Origin of the sequence: Streptomyces sp. NPDC088725, from assembly GCF_044751305.1 — a bacterium.
Classification (GTDB): domain Bacteria; phylum Actinomycetota; class Actinomycetes; order Streptomycetales; family Streptomycetaceae; genus Streptomyces.
This window is the reverse complement of sequence record NZ_JBIVLO010000003.1, coordinates 178,570-193,952: the sequence shown is the minus strand read 5'-3', so window position 1 is coordinate 193,952 and position 15,383 is coordinate 178,570. Positions and strand designations below refer to the sequence as shown.

The 15,383-nt window shown below is 71.1% G+C and carries 15 protein-coding genes; 10 read left to right on the top strand and 5 right to left on the bottom strand.

Annotation, left to right across the window (positions count from 1 at the left end; translation table 11 throughout):
* Positions 1–259: 259 nt before the first annotated feature.
* Complete coding sequence (locus tag ACIP6N_RS07880) at positions 260–721, top strand: hypothetical protein (RefSeq protein ID WP_401813765.1); 462 nt, start codon at positions 260–262, stop codon at positions 719–721.
* A gap of 61 nt (positions 722–782) precedes the next feature.
* On the opposite strand, the gene ACIP6N_RS07875 is transcribed toward ACIP6N_RS07880, so the two are convergent.
* The 4 genes from ACIP6N_RS07875 to ACIP6N_RS07860 all read right to left on the bottom strand — a co-directional run bounded on the left by ACIP6N_RS07875 (position 783) and on the right by ACIP6N_RS07860 (position 3,484).
* Positions 783–1,397: a Maf family protein gene (locus tag ACIP6N_RS07875; protein ID WP_401813764.1), complete on the bottom strand. Its 615-nt coding sequence runs from the start codon at positions 1,395–1,397 to the stop codon at positions 783–785.
* A gap of 49 nt (positions 1,398–1,446) precedes the next feature.
* Complete coding sequence (gene mmpB / locus ACIP6N_RS07870; RefSeq protein ID WP_401813763.1) at positions 1,447–1,575, bottom strand: morphogenic membrane protein MmpB; 129 nt, start codon at positions 1,573–1,575, stop codon at positions 1,447–1,449.
* A gap of 72 nt (positions 1,576–1,647) precedes the next feature.
* Positions 1,648–1,857 carry an acyl-CoA carboxylase subunit epsilon gene (locus tag ACIP6N_RS07865; RefSeq protein WP_401813762.1) on the bottom strand — a complete coding sequence of 70 codons (210 nt, stop codon included), beginning with the start codon at positions 1,855–1,857 and terminating at the stop codon, positions 1,648–1,650.
* Between the two features lie 13 nt (positions 1,858–1,870).
* Positions 1,871–3,484, bottom strand: coding sequence for an acyl-CoA carboxylase subunit beta (locus ACIP6N_RS07860; protein WP_401813761.1), 1,614 nt, complete (start codon positions 3,482–3,484; stop codon positions 1,871–1,873).
* A gap of 166 nt (positions 3,485–3,650) precedes the next feature.
* Between ACIP6N_RS07860 and ACIP6N_RS07855 the strand changes: the two genes are divergently transcribed.
* The 5 genes from ACIP6N_RS07855 (at position 3,651) to hutH (ending at position 10,636) form a co-directional block, all read left to right on the top strand.
* The gene (locus ACIP6N_RS07855) at positions 3,651–4,529 is read left to right on the top strand and encodes a biotin--[acetyl-CoA-carboxylase] ligase (RefSeq protein WP_401813760.1); all 879 of its coding nucleotides are present in this window, start codon (positions 3,651–3,653) and stop codon (positions 4,527–4,529) included.
* 672 nt (positions 4,530–5,201) lie between these two features.
* Entirely contained in the window at positions 5,202–6,362 is a 1,161-nt protein-coding gene (locus tag ACIP6N_RS07850; RefSeq protein ID WP_401813759.1) for an adenylate/guanylate cyclase domain-containing protein, read from the top strand.
* A 74-nt stretch (positions 6,363–6,436) separates the two neighbouring features.
* Positions 6,437–7,231 (top strand): enoyl-CoA hydratase/isomerase family protein, encoded by a 795-nt coding sequence (locus ACIP6N_RS07845; protein WP_401813758.1) that lies wholly within the window; start codon positions 6,437–6,439, stop codon positions 7,229–7,231.
* A gap of 61 nt (positions 7,232–7,292) precedes the next feature.
* The gene (locus ACIP6N_RS07840) at positions 7,293–8,426 is read left to right on the top strand and encodes a diguanylate cyclase domain-containing protein (protein WP_401813757.1); all 1,134 of its coding nucleotides are present in this window, start codon (positions 7,293–7,295) and stop codon (positions 8,424–8,426) included.
* 662 nt (positions 8,427–9,088) lie between these two features.
* Positions 9,089–10,636, top strand: a complete 1,548-nt coding sequence (hutH, locus tag ACIP6N_RS07835) for a histidine ammonia-lyase (RefSeq protein ID WP_401813755.1) — start codon at positions 9,089–9,091, stop codon at positions 10,634–10,636.
* 102 nt (positions 10,637–10,738) lie between these two features.
* On the opposite strand, the gene ACIP6N_RS07830 is transcribed toward hutH, so the two are convergent.
* A complete protein-coding gene (locus ACIP6N_RS07830; RefSeq protein WP_401813753.1) occupies positions 10,739–11,029 on the bottom strand; it encodes a hypothetical protein in 291 nt (96 codons plus the stop codon).
* A 106-nt stretch (positions 11,030–11,135) separates the two neighbouring features.
* Between ACIP6N_RS07830 and ACIP6N_RS07825 the strand changes: the two genes are divergently transcribed.
* From ACIP6N_RS07825 to ACIP6N_RS07810, 4 genes are all read left to right on the top strand, one after another.
* Complete coding sequence (locus tag ACIP6N_RS07825; protein ID WP_401813752.1) at positions 11,136–11,513, top strand: hypothetical protein; 378 nt, start codon at positions 11,136–11,138, stop codon at positions 11,511–11,513.
* Between the two features lie 188 nt (positions 11,514–11,701).
* Positions 11,702–12,988 (top strand): Ig-like domain-containing protein, encoded by a 1,287-nt coding sequence (locus ACIP6N_RS07820; protein WP_401813751.1) that lies wholly within the window; start codon positions 11,702–11,704, stop codon positions 12,986–12,988.
* A 126-nt stretch (positions 12,989–13,114) separates the two neighbouring features.
* On the top strand, positions 13,115–14,593 hold the full coding sequence (locus tag ACIP6N_RS07815; RefSeq protein ID WP_401813749.1) for an ABC transporter permease: 1,479 nt from the start codon (positions 13,115–13,117) through the stop codon (positions 14,591–14,593).
* Between the two features lie 102 nt (positions 14,594–14,695).
* Positions 14,696–15,379, top strand: a complete 684-nt coding sequence (locus ACIP6N_RS07810; protein WP_401813747.1) for an ABC transporter ATP-binding protein — start codon at positions 14,696–14,698, stop codon at positions 15,377–15,379.
* Positions 15,380–15,383: the final 4 nt, after the last annotated feature.

The window sequence follows — 15,383 nt, the reverse complement described above, 5'->3', positions numbered from 1 at the left end:
GCGGATCGAGGCCCGCTCACGACGCGAAATCCCTTGTGGCACCACGGTACGCCGGGAACCTTCCCCGCACAGTAGCGGTCCGGCATGCTCCAACTCTCTGTCCGAGTGCCCTGCCCTGGATCATGTTTCTTTGTCGAGTCTCTACGAAGCGACCGGGGATTCTTTGCCTGGGCGCAGGCTCTTGTCCGTGCGTTTACCGATTAGTAGCGTGCTTGATGGCATCTTTACTTGCGGTAACAGGGGAAGAGGGTGGGCGCGGGTGGACGCTGTGGGGCGCAGACCGGTGGCGTGGGTGGCCGCGATCGTGCTGTTGCTGGAGGCGCTCGGCGTGGTGCTCGTCAACGCGCTGCTGGCCAGGGTGGTCGACAACCAGCAGATGTCCCTGGCGGGACTCGCGGCGAGCGCGATGGCGGTGGGCGCGTGGGTGATGGGCGCGCTGGCGGCCTTCTACCTGGCGGTGTGCGGGGTGCTCCTGCTGCGCGCGGCCGTGACGAACCGGGCGCCGGGGCGGGTCGGCAGGGTCGTGCTGATCAGCTGCGCGGTCGCGCACGGGGTGCTGGGGGCGCTGACGGTGGGGCTGGCGGGATGGCCGGCGTTCGCGTTCATGATGGTGGTGCTGGGGCTCGTGGTCTGGGTGCTGGTGGCGTACGGGCCGCGCGAGGCCGCCCCGGCGCCGGCGGCCGCCGCCTCCGACATACCGCCGCCGGTCGCGTCCGTCTGACAGGCGGATCCGGCGGCCGTACGTGCGGTGAACGCTCGCACAGGCACCGGGTGTTGACCGCTCAGGCCCACAAGTCGGTGATGCCGACGTTCAGTTCGGCAAGCAGCCGGCGAAGCAGCGGCAGGGAGAGCCCGATGACGTTGCCGTGACTGCCCTCGATCGAGTCCACGAAGGGCGCGGAGCGTCCGTCCAGCGTGAAGGCGCCCGCCACGGCCAGCGGTTCGCCGGAGGCGACGTACGCGGCGATCTCGGCGTCCGTGGGGTCACCGAAACGCACGGTGGTCGAGGCCGTCGCGGCGGCGCTCAGACCGTTCGCCGTGTCGATCACGTGGTGGCCGGTCTGGAGGATCCCCGTACGGCCACGCATGGACTTCCAGCGCGCGGTGGCCTCTTCGGCGCCGGCGGGCTTGCCGTAGGCCGTGCCGTCCAGTTCGAGTACGGAGTCGCAGCCGATCACCAGCGCGCCCGCCACCTCGGACAGCCCGGCGACGGCGGTGGCCTTGGCCCCGGCGAGGACGAGCGCCAGTTCCGCGGGCGTCGGCGCCGACAGCGCGTCCTCGTCCACGCCGCTGACGATCACCTCGGGAGCCAGTCCGGCCTGCCGGAGCAGCCCGAGCCGGGCGGGGGAGGCGGAGGCGAGCACGAGCCGGCGGCGCTGATCTGTCTTGCTGGTCATGCCGGCCATCGTAGGTCGCGCGAGCGTCCTCGGTGTCCTCGATACCGCCTCAGCGGATCCCGAGCACGATCATGGCCACCACCATCCCCAGGGCGAGCAGTGTCCCGGCGCGACGCAGCATGGCCTGCGCCCGGCGGATGTCCTCGGGCGGCTCGTTCTCGGGATCGGACCACAACATGCCTCCGATCCTGCGGCCGCCGAGCCCCGCGGCGCCTGAGTACACGTACTCAGGCGCCGCGAACACCCACGCCTAGCCGGGCCAGTACGTACGCGCCCAGGCGCCCGGTGACGGGGCCGGGAGCGGGTGGCGGGTGATGCGGGCCGGGGAGGACCAGGCGGCGCGCGCCTGGGCCGTGGAGGGCCGCCCGGCGCCCTCCGCCGCGGCGGCGCGTGCCTGCACCACGGTGACGGCGGCGGCCAGTTCCTCCGGGGTCGGGTTGCCCCGTATGACCTTGATCACGTCAAGTGCCTTCCTAGAGGGGGATGTTGCCGTGCTTCTTCGGCGGCAGGCTCTCCCGCTTCGTACGCAGCTGGCGCAGGCCCTTCACGATGTGCGCCCGGGTGTCCGACGGCATGATCACCGCGTCCACGTACCCGCGCTCCGCCGCCACATACGGGTTCAGGAGCGCGTCCTCGTACTCCTGGATCAGCCCGGCGCGCGCCTCCTCCTGCGCCGCCTCGTCGCCGGCCGCCGCGATCGTCCTGCGGTGCAGGATGTTCACCGCGCCCTGCGCGCCCATCACCGCGATCTGCGCCGTCGGCCAGGCCAGGTTCAGGTCCGCGCCCAGATGCTTGGAGCCCATCACGTCGTACGCGCCGCCGAACGCCTTCCGCGTGATCACCGTGATCAGCGGGACCGTGGCCTCCGCGTACGCGTAGATCAGCTTGGCGCCGCGCCGGATGATGCCGCCGTACTCCTGGTCCACACCGGGCAGGAAACCAGGCACGTCCACGAACGTCAGCACCGGGATGTTGAAGGCGTCGCACGTCCGGACGAACCGCGCGGCCTTCTCGCTCGCGTTGATGTCCAGGCAACCCGCCAGCTGCGTCGGCTGGTTGGCGACGACCCCGACCGGAAAGCCCTCGACCCGGCCGAAGCCCGTGAGGATGTTCGGCGCGAACATCCCCTGCGTCTCCAGGAATTCGGCGTCGTCCAGCACATGCTCGATCGCGGTGTGCATGTCGTACGGCTGGTTCGCCGAGTCCGGGATCAGCGTGTCGAGTTCGCGGTCCTCGTCCGTCGTCTCCAGCGCGGCCTCCTCCGGGAAGGCGGGCGCCTCGGTGAGGTTGTTCGACGGCAGGTACGAGAGCAGCGACTTGACGTACTCGACGGCGTCCTTCTCGTCGCCCGCCATGTGGTGCGCGACGCCGGACGTCGTGTTGTGCGTACGGGCTCCGCCCAGCTCCTCGAAGCCCACGTCCTCGCCCGTGACCGTCTTGATGACGTCAGGGCCCGTGATGAACATGTGCGAGGTCTGGTCGACCATCACCGTGAAGTCCGTGATCGCGGGCGAGTACACCGCGCCGCCCGCGCACGGCCCGACGATCAGGCTGATCTGCGGGACCACTCCGGACGCGTGCACGTTGCGCCGGAAGATCTCCGCGAACAACCCGAGCGCGGCCACGCCCTCCTGGATCCGGGCGCCGCCGCCGTCGTTGATCCCGATGATCGGACAGCCCGTCTTCATCGCGAAGTCCATGACCTTCACGATCTTCTCGCCGTACACCTCGCCGAGCGAGCCGCCGAAGATCGTGAAGTCCTGCGAATACACGCACACGGGACGGCCGTCGACCGTGCCGTAACCGGTCACCACACCGTCACCGTACGGACGGTTCTTCTCGATCCCGAAATTCGTGGAACGGTGCCTGGCGAACTCGTCCAGCTCGACGAAGGACCCCTCGTCCAGCAGCAGACCGATCCGCTCGCGGGCCGTCAGCTTGCCCTTGGCGTGCTGCTTCTCCACGGCGCGCGCGGACCCCGCGTGCGTGGCTTCGTCGATGCGGCGCTGAAGATCCGCGATCTTGCCCGCGGTGGTGTGCGCGGCGTGGCTGCTCTCGGGATCGGGCACGGTTACCGGTTCGGACATCGGGGTGCGGCTCCCTGCGGGTTGCGGGCGGTTGCGCGTGCGGTGGCGACGGGACGCCGCCGTGACAACGGGACACCGCCGTGACGGCCGGACGCTACTGAGCCGTAGCGTATCGGCGTCGATACCGTTCAGCAGTGCCGCCTTTGCCACACCTAGGCTGGCCCGCATGACTGAGCCGAAAACCCCGCACTCCGAGGGCGGCCGCTGGTCCGACCTCGACCGTCCGCCGCTGAACGCGCCCGCGCTGCGCCGCGCCCTCATCCGTCCCGGCTCCCTGTGGACCTCGCTCGACGTCGTGCCCGCGACCGGATCCACCAACTCCGACCTGGCGGCGCGCGCCGCGGAGGGGCTGGCCGAGGGCGCGGTGCTGGTCGCCGAGGAACAGACCGCGGGACGCGGCCGCATGGACCGGCGCTGGTCGGCCCCCGCGCGCTCCGGCCTCTTCTTCTCCGTACTCCTCAGACCGGGCGCGGACGTGCCGGTCGAGCGGTGGGGCTGGCTGCCGCTGCTCGCGGGTGTCTCGGTGGCGACGGCACTGGCGCGGGCCGCCGGCGTCGACACGTCCCTCAAATGGCCCAACGACCTGCTGGTGAGCGTGGACGGCCGTGAACGCAAGGCGGGCGGCATCCTCGCGGAGCGCGCGGGCGACGGCGCCGTCGTGATCGGCATCGGCCTCAACGTCACCCTGCGGGCCTCGGAGCTGCCGGTGCCCACGGCGGGCTCCCTCGCCCTGGCGAACGCGGTGGCCCTGGACCGCGACCCCCTGCTGCGGGCCGTCCTGCGGACGCTGGAGCACTGGTACGGCGACTGGCGCGCGGCAGGCGGCGACCCGGCCGCGTCCCGGCTCCAGGAGGCGTACGCGGCGGGGTGCGCGACGCTGGGGCGCTCGGTGCGGGCGGAATTGCCGGGGGGACGGGAGCTGGTGGGCGAGGCGGTGGCTCTCGACGGGGACGGACGCCTGGTGGTGGCCGCGGCGGACGGGGCGCGGACGGCGGTGGGGGCGGGGGACGTGGTGCATTTGCGGGCGGCGGAGCCGGGGGCCTGAGCGGTTGCCGGGGGTCTCGCCTTGCGGCGGGCGGGCGGGCGGGCGGGCGTTGGCGCTGGAGTGGGCGTCGGGGCGCCGGGGGCGCCGTTCGGTGCGGCCCGTGCGGGTCGGCGTTCGGCCGGGGTGTTGTGCGCTGGGGTTGGTGCCGGGGTCCGTGGAGGGGTCATGTCCGCCACTGCATTATTTACGGCGCGCTGACCCATAGTGGACACCGGGCCGGTGGTGTCCGCGCCGCAAAGTAACGCTTTACGTTCTGGACATCACCCCTCCACGGCCCCCTTCCACCCGCGGACCGCCGGTCGCTGGGGTGATCGGGGTGCCGGCCTTCGCCGGGGTGGTCTGCGTCGCGGGTGTGCTGTCCAGCCCTGGGGGCGCCGTTTGGACCACGCCTCCACGGCCCCCTTCCGCCCGCGGGCCATCCGTTACCGCGCAGCGCAATCGGGCGAGGTGGGAAGCGGGTCGGTAATCGTTCGCTCCGGTGGTCGTATGGGGCCTTGCGGGCCGTTCGTCTCCGCGAGCGGGACGGTGGAGTGCCCGCAGGCAACCGGTCGCCCGGGCGTCGGAGGTGGTGATCGCCTCCGGGACGTGAGCCAGCGCACAGCTGTCGTATCGTTGAGGCGATCCACGACAGATCGGCAGGGCAGTGCGCAGGGAACGGGCAGGAGGCGGCGTGTGACCGTCGACGACACGACTTCCGGCGCGGATGACGCGCAGCCGCCGTCGGACTTCTCGGTCCACCCCCACCCGCACCACGCCGTCGACCACACGGCCGAGCCGACCGACAACCCGCTGGCCATCCGCCTCGAACAGCTGATCCTCGGCGCCGAGCGGCGCTACACGCCCTTCCAGGCCGCTCGTACCGCCGGCGTCTCCATGGACCTCGCGTCCCGCTTCTGGCGGGCCATGGGCTTCGCCGACATCGGGCAGGCCAAGGCGCTCACCGAGGCGGACGTACTGGCGCTGCGGCGGCTCGCCGGGCTGGTCGAGGCCGGGCTGCTCAGTGAGCCGATGGCGATCCAGGTCGCCCGGTCGACCGGGCAGACCACCGCCCGTTTGGCGGAGTGGCAGATCGATTCGTTCCTGGAGGGGCTGACCGAGCCGCCCGAGCCGGGAATGACGCGTACCGAGGTCACGTATCCGCTGGTGGAGCTGCTGCTGCCGGAGCTGGAGGAGTTCCTCGTGTACGTGTGGCGGCGCCAGCTCGCCGCAGCCACGGGACGGGTCGTGCAGGCCGCGGACGACGAGGAGATGGTCGACCGCCGTCTCGCCGTCGGTTTCGCCGATCTCGTCGGGTTCACGCGGCTGACCCGCCGGCTGGAGGAAGAGGAGCTGGGCGAGCTGGTCGAGGCGTTCGAGACGACCTCGGCCGACCTCGTGGCCGCGCACGGCGGCCGGCTCATCAAGACGCTCGGTGACGAAGTCCTGTTCGCGGCGGACGACGCCGGTACGGCCGCCGAGATCGCGCTGCGGCTCATCGAGACGATGGCCCACGACGAGACCATGCCGGCGCTGCGTGTCGGTATCGCGTTCGGCACGGTCACCACGCGGATGGGCGACGTCTTCGGCACGACGGTGAACCTGGCCAGCCGGCTCACCTCGATCGCCCCCAAGGACACGGTTCTGGTCGACGGCGCGCTGGCGGAGGAGTTGATCCGTACGCGCGAGGCGCCCGTCTCCGAGGCGCGGGCGGCCGAGGCGGCGGAGCAGGCCGAGGGCGAGGGCGTCGCGCCTGACCGGTACCGGTTCGGGCTCCAGCCGATGTGGCAGCGGCCGATGCGTGGTCTGGGCGTGGTGGAGCCGTGGCTGCTGGCGAGGCGTCCGCGGACACCCTGAGGGCGCTGTGGACGGTTCCGTCCGCGGTGCGATGATGGCCCGCGTCGATTCACGGTCGTCAACCGGGAGGGCGCATGGCACAGCAGGGGTACGGGGAGTTCGTCGTCGTACGGCGGCACGGGCACGTCGCGGAGCTGGTCCTCGACCGGCCGAAGGCCATGAACGCCGTGTCGACGGAGATGGCACGCTCCATCGCCGCCGCGTGCGCGGCGCTGAGCGCGGATCCCGGTGTACGGGTCACGGTCATGACGTCCACCCACGCACGGGCCTTCTGCGTCGGCGCGGACCTCAAGGAGCGCAACTCCCTCACCGACACCGAGCTGCTGCGCCAGCGGCCGGTCGCGCGGAGCGCGTACACCGGCGTACTGGAGCTGCCGATGCCCACGATCGCGGCGGTGCACGGGTTCGCGCTCGGCGGCGGGTTCGAGCTGGCGCTCTCCTGCGATCTGATCGTCGCCGACCGTACGGCCGTGGTCGGCCTGCCCGAGGTGTCGGTCGGCGTGATCCCCGGTGGCGGCGGTACGCAGCTGCTGCCGCGCCGGGTCGGCGCGGCGCGCGCGGCGGAACTGGTCTTCAGCGCGCGGCGCGTGGAGGCGGCCGAGGCGCGGGAACTGGGCCTCGTGGACCAGCTGGTGGACGAGGGCACCGACCGGGACGAGGCGCTGGCCCTGGCGGACCGTATCGCCGCGAACTCACCCGTCGGCCTGCGCGCCGCCAAGCGCGCGCTGCGCCTGGGACACGGCCTCGACCTGCGCACGGGCCTGGAGGTCGAGGACGCGGCCTGGCGGTCCGTGGCGTTCTCCGGCGACCGGGCCGAAGGCGTGGCGGCCTTCAACGAGAAGCGGAAGCCCGCGTGGCCCGGCGCATGAGCGCAGAGTGATCGCCCATCGCTCCGAGTGACAACGCGCGGAAGCGTCCTAAGGTGGGGAGATGGGAGTGGACGGGCGGCTGCGAGCGGTGGTGTCGCTGGCCCAGGCGATGGCCTCGGCGCATACGCCACGCGATTCCTGGCGGGCCGCCGCCGAGGGCGCGCGTGAGGCGCTGGCGGGCAGTTTCGCCGCGCTGTCCCTGTGGGAGCGTGACCTCGGACGGCTCAGGGTGCTCGTCAACGCGGGGGAGCGGGTGGCGGGGGAAGAGGAGTTCCCGGAGGACGAGACGTACCCCGTGCACCAGTTCCCGCAGATCGCCGAGTTCCTGCACGAACGGTGGGCGGGCGGCGGCGCGAACGCCTGGGTGGAGACCGTGCCCGGAGAACCGGGCTCCTGCGACCAGCGCGTCGCCGCGCTGCGCCGCCGCGGACGCGGCTGCTGTGTCATCGCACCGATCGTGCTGCACGGACGTGCCTGGGGCGAGCTGTACGTGGCGCGCCCGCTGGGCGCGCCGCACTTCGAGGCGGACGACGCGGACTTCGCGACCGTCATCGCATCGGTCGTCGCGGCCGGTATCGCCCAGACCGAACGGCTCGAAGAGGTCCGCCGCCTGGCGTTCACGGACCCCCTGACAGGCCTCGCCAACCGCCGCGCGGTCGACATGCGGCTCGACGAGGCGGTGGCGCGGCACCGCGCGGAGGAATGCGTCGTGAGCCTCGTGGTCTGCGACCTCAACGGCCTCAAGACGGTCAACGACACGCACGGCCATGCGGCGGGCGACCGACTGCTGGAACGATTCAGCACGGTGCTCTCGCTGTGCGGCGCGAAGCTGCCCGGCGCGCTGGCGGCGCGGCTCGGCGGCGACGAGTTCTGCCTGCTGACGGTAGGGCCACCGGCGGACGAGGTGATCGCGGTGGCCCGCGAACTGTGCGAGCGGGCGGCCGAGTTGGACTTCGGCGAGGGAGTGGCCTGCGGAATCGCGTCCACGGGCGACCCGATCGGCGACGTCAGATCGGCGCGCCGCCTCTTCCGTCTGGCGGACGCGGCGCAATACCGGGCGAAGGCGGCGCGCGCGCCGGAACCGGTGGTAGCGGGCCGCGACAGCGGCATCCTGCGCCTGGCAGACGCACCCCCACCAGCCGCCGACAGGCGCCGCTTCAGGGACGCCCCGGTCCCCCCGGCCCCGCCGGACTGACCCCGGCGCCCGCACCACCGGAACGACAGAGGGATGGCCCGCTGGTGGCAGAGGGCCGTGGAGGGGAGGTGTCCACTGTGCCTGTACATGTCGTAAGTCATGCAGTGGCGGACACCCTGCCGGACCCGCACCGGACAGCACACCTGCGACGTACAACACCCGGCCCGCGCCAGCGCCTTGCCGAACGGCGACAAGGACCCGACGGTATCCGCGGGTGGAAGGGGGCCGTGGAGGGGTGGTGTCCAGAACGTAAAGCGTGACTTTGCGGCGTGAACACCACTGGCCCGGTGTCCACTGAGCCTGTACACGCCGTAAATCATGCAGTGGCGGACACTTCCCCTGCGCGGAACCCGGCACCAACCGCGCCCAAGACACCCCGGCCCACGACGACGCGCGTGGAACCCGGCACCAGCATCAGCCACAGCACCCCCGGCCCACGACGACGCGCGTGGAACCCGGCACCAGCATCAGCCACAGCACCCCGGCCCACAACGACCCGCGCGGAACCGACCGACCGAACCCAAGACGCCCCGGCCCACGGTGACCCACGGGCCGGGGGCGACCACAGCGACCACGACAAGACGACGCACCCGCCGGACGGCGACCCGGCGCCGCTCAACCACCCCGTGACACCCCGCGATTCAGTCCGTACGCTTCTGAATATGGATATGCACACTGTCGTGGTGGGGACGTCCGGGACCACCGCCGAGGACGTCATCGCCGTGGCCCGCGGCCGCGCTCGCGTAGAGCTTTCCGCGGGCGCCCTGGACGCGCTCGCCGCCGCGAGGCGGATCGTGGACGCGCTGGCCGCCAAGCCCGAGCCCGTGTACGGCGTCTCGACCGGGTTCGGGGCGCTGGCCAGCCGGCACATCGGCCCGGACCTCCGCGCGCAACTGCAGCGCAACATCGTGCGCAGCCACGCGGCCGGGATGGGCCCGCACGTCGAGCGGGACGTCGTGCGCGCGCTGATGTTCCTGCGGCTCAAGACCGTGGCGTCCGGCCACACCGGCGTACGCCCCGAGGTCGCGCAGGCCATGGCCGACGTGCTGAACGCCGGAATCACACCCGTCGTGCACGAGTTCGGCTCGCTCGGCTGCTCCGGGGACCTCGCGCCGCTGTCGCACTGCGCGCTGACGCTCATGGGAGAGGGGGACGCCGAGGGGCCCGACGGCGTCGTCAGGCCCGCGGGCGAGCTGCTCGCCGCGCACGGGATCAAGCCCGTCGAGCTGCGTGAGAAGGAGGGCCTGGCCCTGCTCAACGGCACGGACGGGATGCTGGGGATGCTGGTCATGGCGCTCGCGGACCTGCACAGGCTCTACACGTCCGCCGACATCACCGCCGCGCTCACCCTGGAGGCCCTGCTCGGCACGGACAAGGTGCTCGCGCCCGAGCTGCACGCCATCCGGCCGCATCCGGGGCAGGGCGCCAGCGCCGACAACATGCTGCGGGTGCTCGCGGGGTCGGGGCTCACCGGGCACTTCCAGGCGGACGCGGCGCCCCGCGTGCAGGACGCCTACTCGGTGCGCTGCGCGCCGCAGGTGGCCGGCGCGGGCCGGGACACGCTGGCGTACGCGAGGACCGTGGCGGACCGCGAGCTGGCCGCCGCCGTGGACAACCCCGTGGTGCTGCCGGACGGCCGCGTGGAGTCGAACGGGAACTTCCACGGCGCGCCCGTGGCGTACGTACTGGACTTCCTGGCGATCGTCGCCGCCGACCTCGCCTCCATCGCGGAGCGCCGTACCGACCGGCTGCTGGACAAGAACCGTTCGCACGGGCTGCCGCCGTTCCTGGCCGACGACGCCGGGGTCGACTCGGGGCTGATGATCGCGCAGTACACGCAGGCCGCGCTGGTGAGCGAGATGAAGCGGCTTGCGGCTCCCGCCTCGGTGGACTCGATCCCGTCGTCCGCGATGCAGGAGGACCACGTCTCGATGGGCTGGTCGGCGGCGCGCAAGCTCCGTACGGCCGTGGACAATCTGACGCGCGTCATCGCGGTGGAGCTGTACGCGGCGACCCGCGCCATCGAGCTGCGTACGGGGCTGACGGCCGCGCCGGCCTCACGGGCCGCGATCGGGGCGCTGCGTGCCGCGGGTGTGGAGGGCCCGGGGCCGGATCGTTTCCTCGCCCCGGATCTCGCGGGCGCGGACGCTTTCGTGCGGGGCGGCGATCTGGTCACGGCCGTGGAATCAGTGACCGGGCCGCTCGCCTGAGAGACGCCCACACGGAAACGCCCACAAGGAGACGCCCGCGCAGGCGCACCCGCGCGGAGGTGCCCACGGCAGAGGCTGGGACCCCTGCCGTGGGCGGGCGGCTCAGAGTGCCTGTGCGTCTCTGTGTGCCGCGTGCGCGACATGTACCGCGTGCGCGACGAGGCCCGCTCCGAGACCGCGGACCGGCGTCCCGCCGTTCAGGTACGGCGTGGTGTTCACGCCGCCCGTCCCGGTCAAGGAGGCGCTGTCGTCGGCCGGTTGGGCGGACTCGCTGGTCTCCTGGTGCGTGGCGCCCCGGACCCCGTCCGCGTGCGCGGACGGCACAAATGACAGTCCGCAGAGCAGAGTTCCGGCCGCCGTCGCGGTCAGGAGCAGTCGGCGTGTGATGGACACGTAATGGATCCCCCTTGTGCAACGCCGAATTGGCTGAGTGCGTGATGCTAGTGAAAGCAGCGGGTCGTGGGAAAGTCGTCGACGTCAGGGGCCCTACGCTCCGTCTATGACCACTTCTGAGACCTCACGGTATGTACGTCTACGAGTTGAATTAGTACTGGAGATCGACAGCTCCGATCAGTTGAGCGCCGCGGCCCTCGCCCGTATCGCCGCTGATGAGTTCATGCCGGAGGGCGAGCGGATGCATGCCGGAGCAGCGGTGCGGGCAGACGAGGCCGAGGCGCTGGCCTATCTCATCGAGCCGTTCGACCTGGTCAGGGGCGTGCCGGGGGCGGAACTCGCGGAGGCTTCGTGGACGAGTGAGCAGATCGACTACGACCCCGACGCGATGGATTGGGATGCCGACGAAGATGTCAAAACGGACGAAAGTGATGAACGAGACAGCGTGAAGGATGCTGAAAACCACTACGGGGGTCGGCTCTAGCGCGGGAACGTGTCACCCTGGTAAACCCCGGCCCTCCGTGGCTGACGGTCCAGGGGGGCCGTCCATGAACAGGACGAGTGGCCTCCGCCACATCTTCTGCGGATGTGGAACCGTACGCCCGGTCACGGGTGTTCTTAGAGGTCATCCGGCAGGGAATTCGCAGGGTAATCGCAGGGCAATCGGCGACGATGGAGATACGTGTGATGACGGTCAGCAAGCGGCGCAGGGGCCTCGTGGCCGCGTCCGCACTGCTCGGCGGCGTTCTGGTGCTTGGTGCCTGTACCGGAGGCGGTACGGACAACAGTGGCGGCGGTGGCGACAACGCCTCGGCCTCCGCGAGCGACAAGACGCAGGCGCAGGCGGACGAGGCGGCGGCGAAGGACACCTCCGACGCTCTGATAGCCATCTCGCCGAAGAACGGCGCGACGAACGTGGGCATCAACGACGACGCGAAGGTGTCGGTCACCAAGGGCACTCTCACGGACGTGTCCATGACCTCCGCCGACGGCACCGATGTCAAGGGCACCCTGGCCGCCGACGGCCTGAGCTGGCGGCCGGACGGTCAGCTGGCCCGCTCGACCACGTACAAGATCGCCGCGACGGCGAAGGACTCGAAGGGCCGCACGGCCACCGAGAACCAGTCCTTCACCACCGTCTCTCCCGCCAACAGCTTCATCGGGAACTTCACGCCCGAGGACGGTTCCACCGTCGGCGTCGGTATGCCGGTCTCGATCAACTTCGACAAGCCGATCACCGACAAGAAGGCCGTCCAGTCCGGGATCACCGTGACGTCGACCAGCGGCCAGGAAGTCGTCGGCCACTGGTTCAACTCGCAGCGTCTCGACCTGCGCCCCGACCAGTACTGGCAGGAGGGCTCCAAGGTCACCCTCAAGCTGAACCTGGACGGGGTCGAGGGCGCGGACGGCGTGTACGGCGTCCAGCAGAAGACCGTCACGTTCACCATCGGCCGCAACCAGGTCAGCACGGTGGACGCGAAGGCCCACACCATGGTGGTCCAGCAGGACGGCAAGACGATCAAGACGATCCCGATCTCCGCCGGCTCGCCCGAGAACACCACGTACAACGGGCAGATGGTGATCTCCGAGAAGTACAAGAAGACCCGCATGGACGGTGCCACGGTCGGCTTCACGGACTCCGACGGCAAGGGCGAGTACGACATCAAGGACGTCCCCGACGCCATGCGGCTGTCCAGCTCCGGCACCTTCATCCACGGCAACTACTGGGGCGCCCCTTCGGTGTTCGGCTCCGTCAACACCAGCCACGGCTGTGTGGGCCTCCAGGACGTGAAGGGCGCGAAGGACCCCAACATGCCGGCCCGCTGGTTCTTCGACCACTCGCTCGTCGGTGACGTGGTCATCGTCAAGAACTCCGAGGACAAGGTCATCGCGCCGGACAACGGCCTCAACGGCTGGAACCTGGACTGGGCGGCCTGGAAGGCCGGTTCAGCGGTCTGACGCGGCTGATTCCTCCGTTCGCCGTCGGCGGCGGTGCCCCAACGGGCGCCGCCGCCGACGGCGTTCTCATCCAGCTCTCACCCGGGGCTTAACTCCTCATCACACCGGGTGCCTACCTTCACCCACATGTTCTTCACCTATCTCGGGCGCGAGTTGCGCCGTCGCAGAAAGGCGGCGCTCGTCGTCGCCTCGGGGCTCGCTCTGGGCATTGCGCTGGTCATCGTCGTCAGCTCGGTCACGGCAGGCATGAGCCGGGCCCAGGACAAGGTCCTCCAGTCGCTGTACGGCCTCGGTACGGACATGACGGTCACCAAGGCAGCCGCGCCGCCGGGTACGGACGGCGCCGCCCAGCGCCCGCGCTTCCGGTTCGACGCCAAGGGAAGCGACGACGACGCCGAACAGAGCAGCGACCGGGTCATGGTCCAGGGCTTCCAGACCCTGGCTTCCTCCACCGTCACCAAGGTCGGCGGCCAGAAAGGCGTCGCGGAATCCGTCGGTGGACTGAGCCTGACCGTGCTGAAGGTCAACGGCCAGTTCAAGCGCGGGGACTTCAAACAGACCGAGGGCGGCCAAGGGCCCGGCCGCGGTGGCCAGGGCGGTATGCCGCAGGGTGAAGTGCGGGGCGGAGGAGCCAACTTCGACGTCGACTCCTTCACCGTGTACGGAACTGACGTCGCACACCTGGGCCTTGGGCCGCTCACCTCCTCGAAGATCACCTCCGGCCGCACGTTCGCGGCCGACGAGACCAACGCGAAGGTCGCGGTCGTCGACAGCGCGTACGCCAAGGAGAAGAAGCTGACGGTCGGCTCGACGGTCACCGTCTCCGGAACCGCGTACAGGACCGTCGGGATCGCCACCGCGGACAGCGGCGACGCGGCCGCCAACGTCTACCTGCCGCTCACCCAGGCCCAGACCCTCGCCGACGCCAAGGACAAGGTCACGACGGTCTATGTGAAGGCCGCCGACTCGCAGCGGATCGACGCCGTCAAGTCCGCCATCCAGAAGAACGTCCCGGACACCACGGTCACCACCTCGGCCGACCTCGCCGACACCGTCTCCGGCTCGCTGTCCACCGCCTCGGGCCTCGCCACGAACGTCGGCACCTGGCTCTCCGTCGCCGTCCTGATCGCCGCCTTCCTGGTGGCGGGACTGCTCACCTCCTCGGCGGTCAGCCGCCGGGTACGGGAGTTCGGCACCCTCAAGGCGCTCGGCTGGAAGAGCGGCCGCGTCACCCGCCAGGTCATCGGCGAAGCCCTGGTCAACGGGCTGCTCGGCGGCGTGCTCGGCATCGCCCTGGGCCTCGCCGGCGCCTACGCCGTCACCGCCTTCGCCCCGACGCTCACAGCCCAACTCGCCCCGACGGGCGGCTTCGGCGGCGGTGGCGGCGGTTTCGGTGGCGGCGGCATGGCCGGCGGCCCCGGCGGCGGTCCCGCCAGGGAGGCCGCGTCCAAGGCGCTCGACATCACCCTGACCGCGCCCGTGTCCCTCGCGACCATCGCCCTCGCGGTCGGACTCGCCGTCGCGGGCGGGCTGATCGCGGGCGGCTTCGGCGGCTGGCGCGCCGCACGGCTCCGCCCCGCGGACGCCCTGCGGCGCGTGCAGTAGACCGTCCGCCGGGCCTCCGTCCGTCCCGCGCGCCTCTCCGAACAGCGCCGAGCGCGTCCCGTACGCCGAACTTCCCTCCGTACAGCAGGAGTCATCGTCACCATGTACCAACTCAGAGGCGTCACCAAGCACTACACGCGTGGCAAAAAGACCGTCCACGCGCTCGACGGAGTCGATCTGACCATCGAGGACGGCGGCAGGCTCGTCATCCAAGGCCCCACGGGCGGCGGCAAGTCCACGCTCCTCCAGATGCTCGGCGGCCTCGACAGGCCCACCGCGGGCAGTGTCGAATTCGACGGCGTGGACCTCGCCGCGCTGCCCGAGGCCCGCCTCACCAAGGTGCGGGCGGAGAGCATCGGCTTCGTCTTCCAGAGCTTCAACCTCATCCCCACCCTCACCGCCCAGGAGAACGTCGAAACGGCCCTCGTACCGCTGGGCCTCAAGGGCGCACCCCGCCGCGAACAGGCCGCGCGTGCACTGGAGTCGGTCGGACTCGGCGAACGGCTCGGCCACCTTCCGGGCGAGCTGTCCGGCGGCCAGCAGCAGCGGGTCGCCATCGCCAGGGCCCTGGTCAAGCGGCCGAAGGTACTGCTCGCCGACGAACCGACCGGAAACCTGGACGAGTCGATGCGCGACGAGATCATGGAACTGCTGGAAGGCCTCTGGAAGGAGCACGGGCTGACGTTCATCATGGTCACCCACGACAGCTCCATCGCCCGGCGCGCGCCCCGGCTCGCGACGATCAGGAAGGGGCGGGTGACGATCACCGAGAACGCGGCGGCCTGAGCGG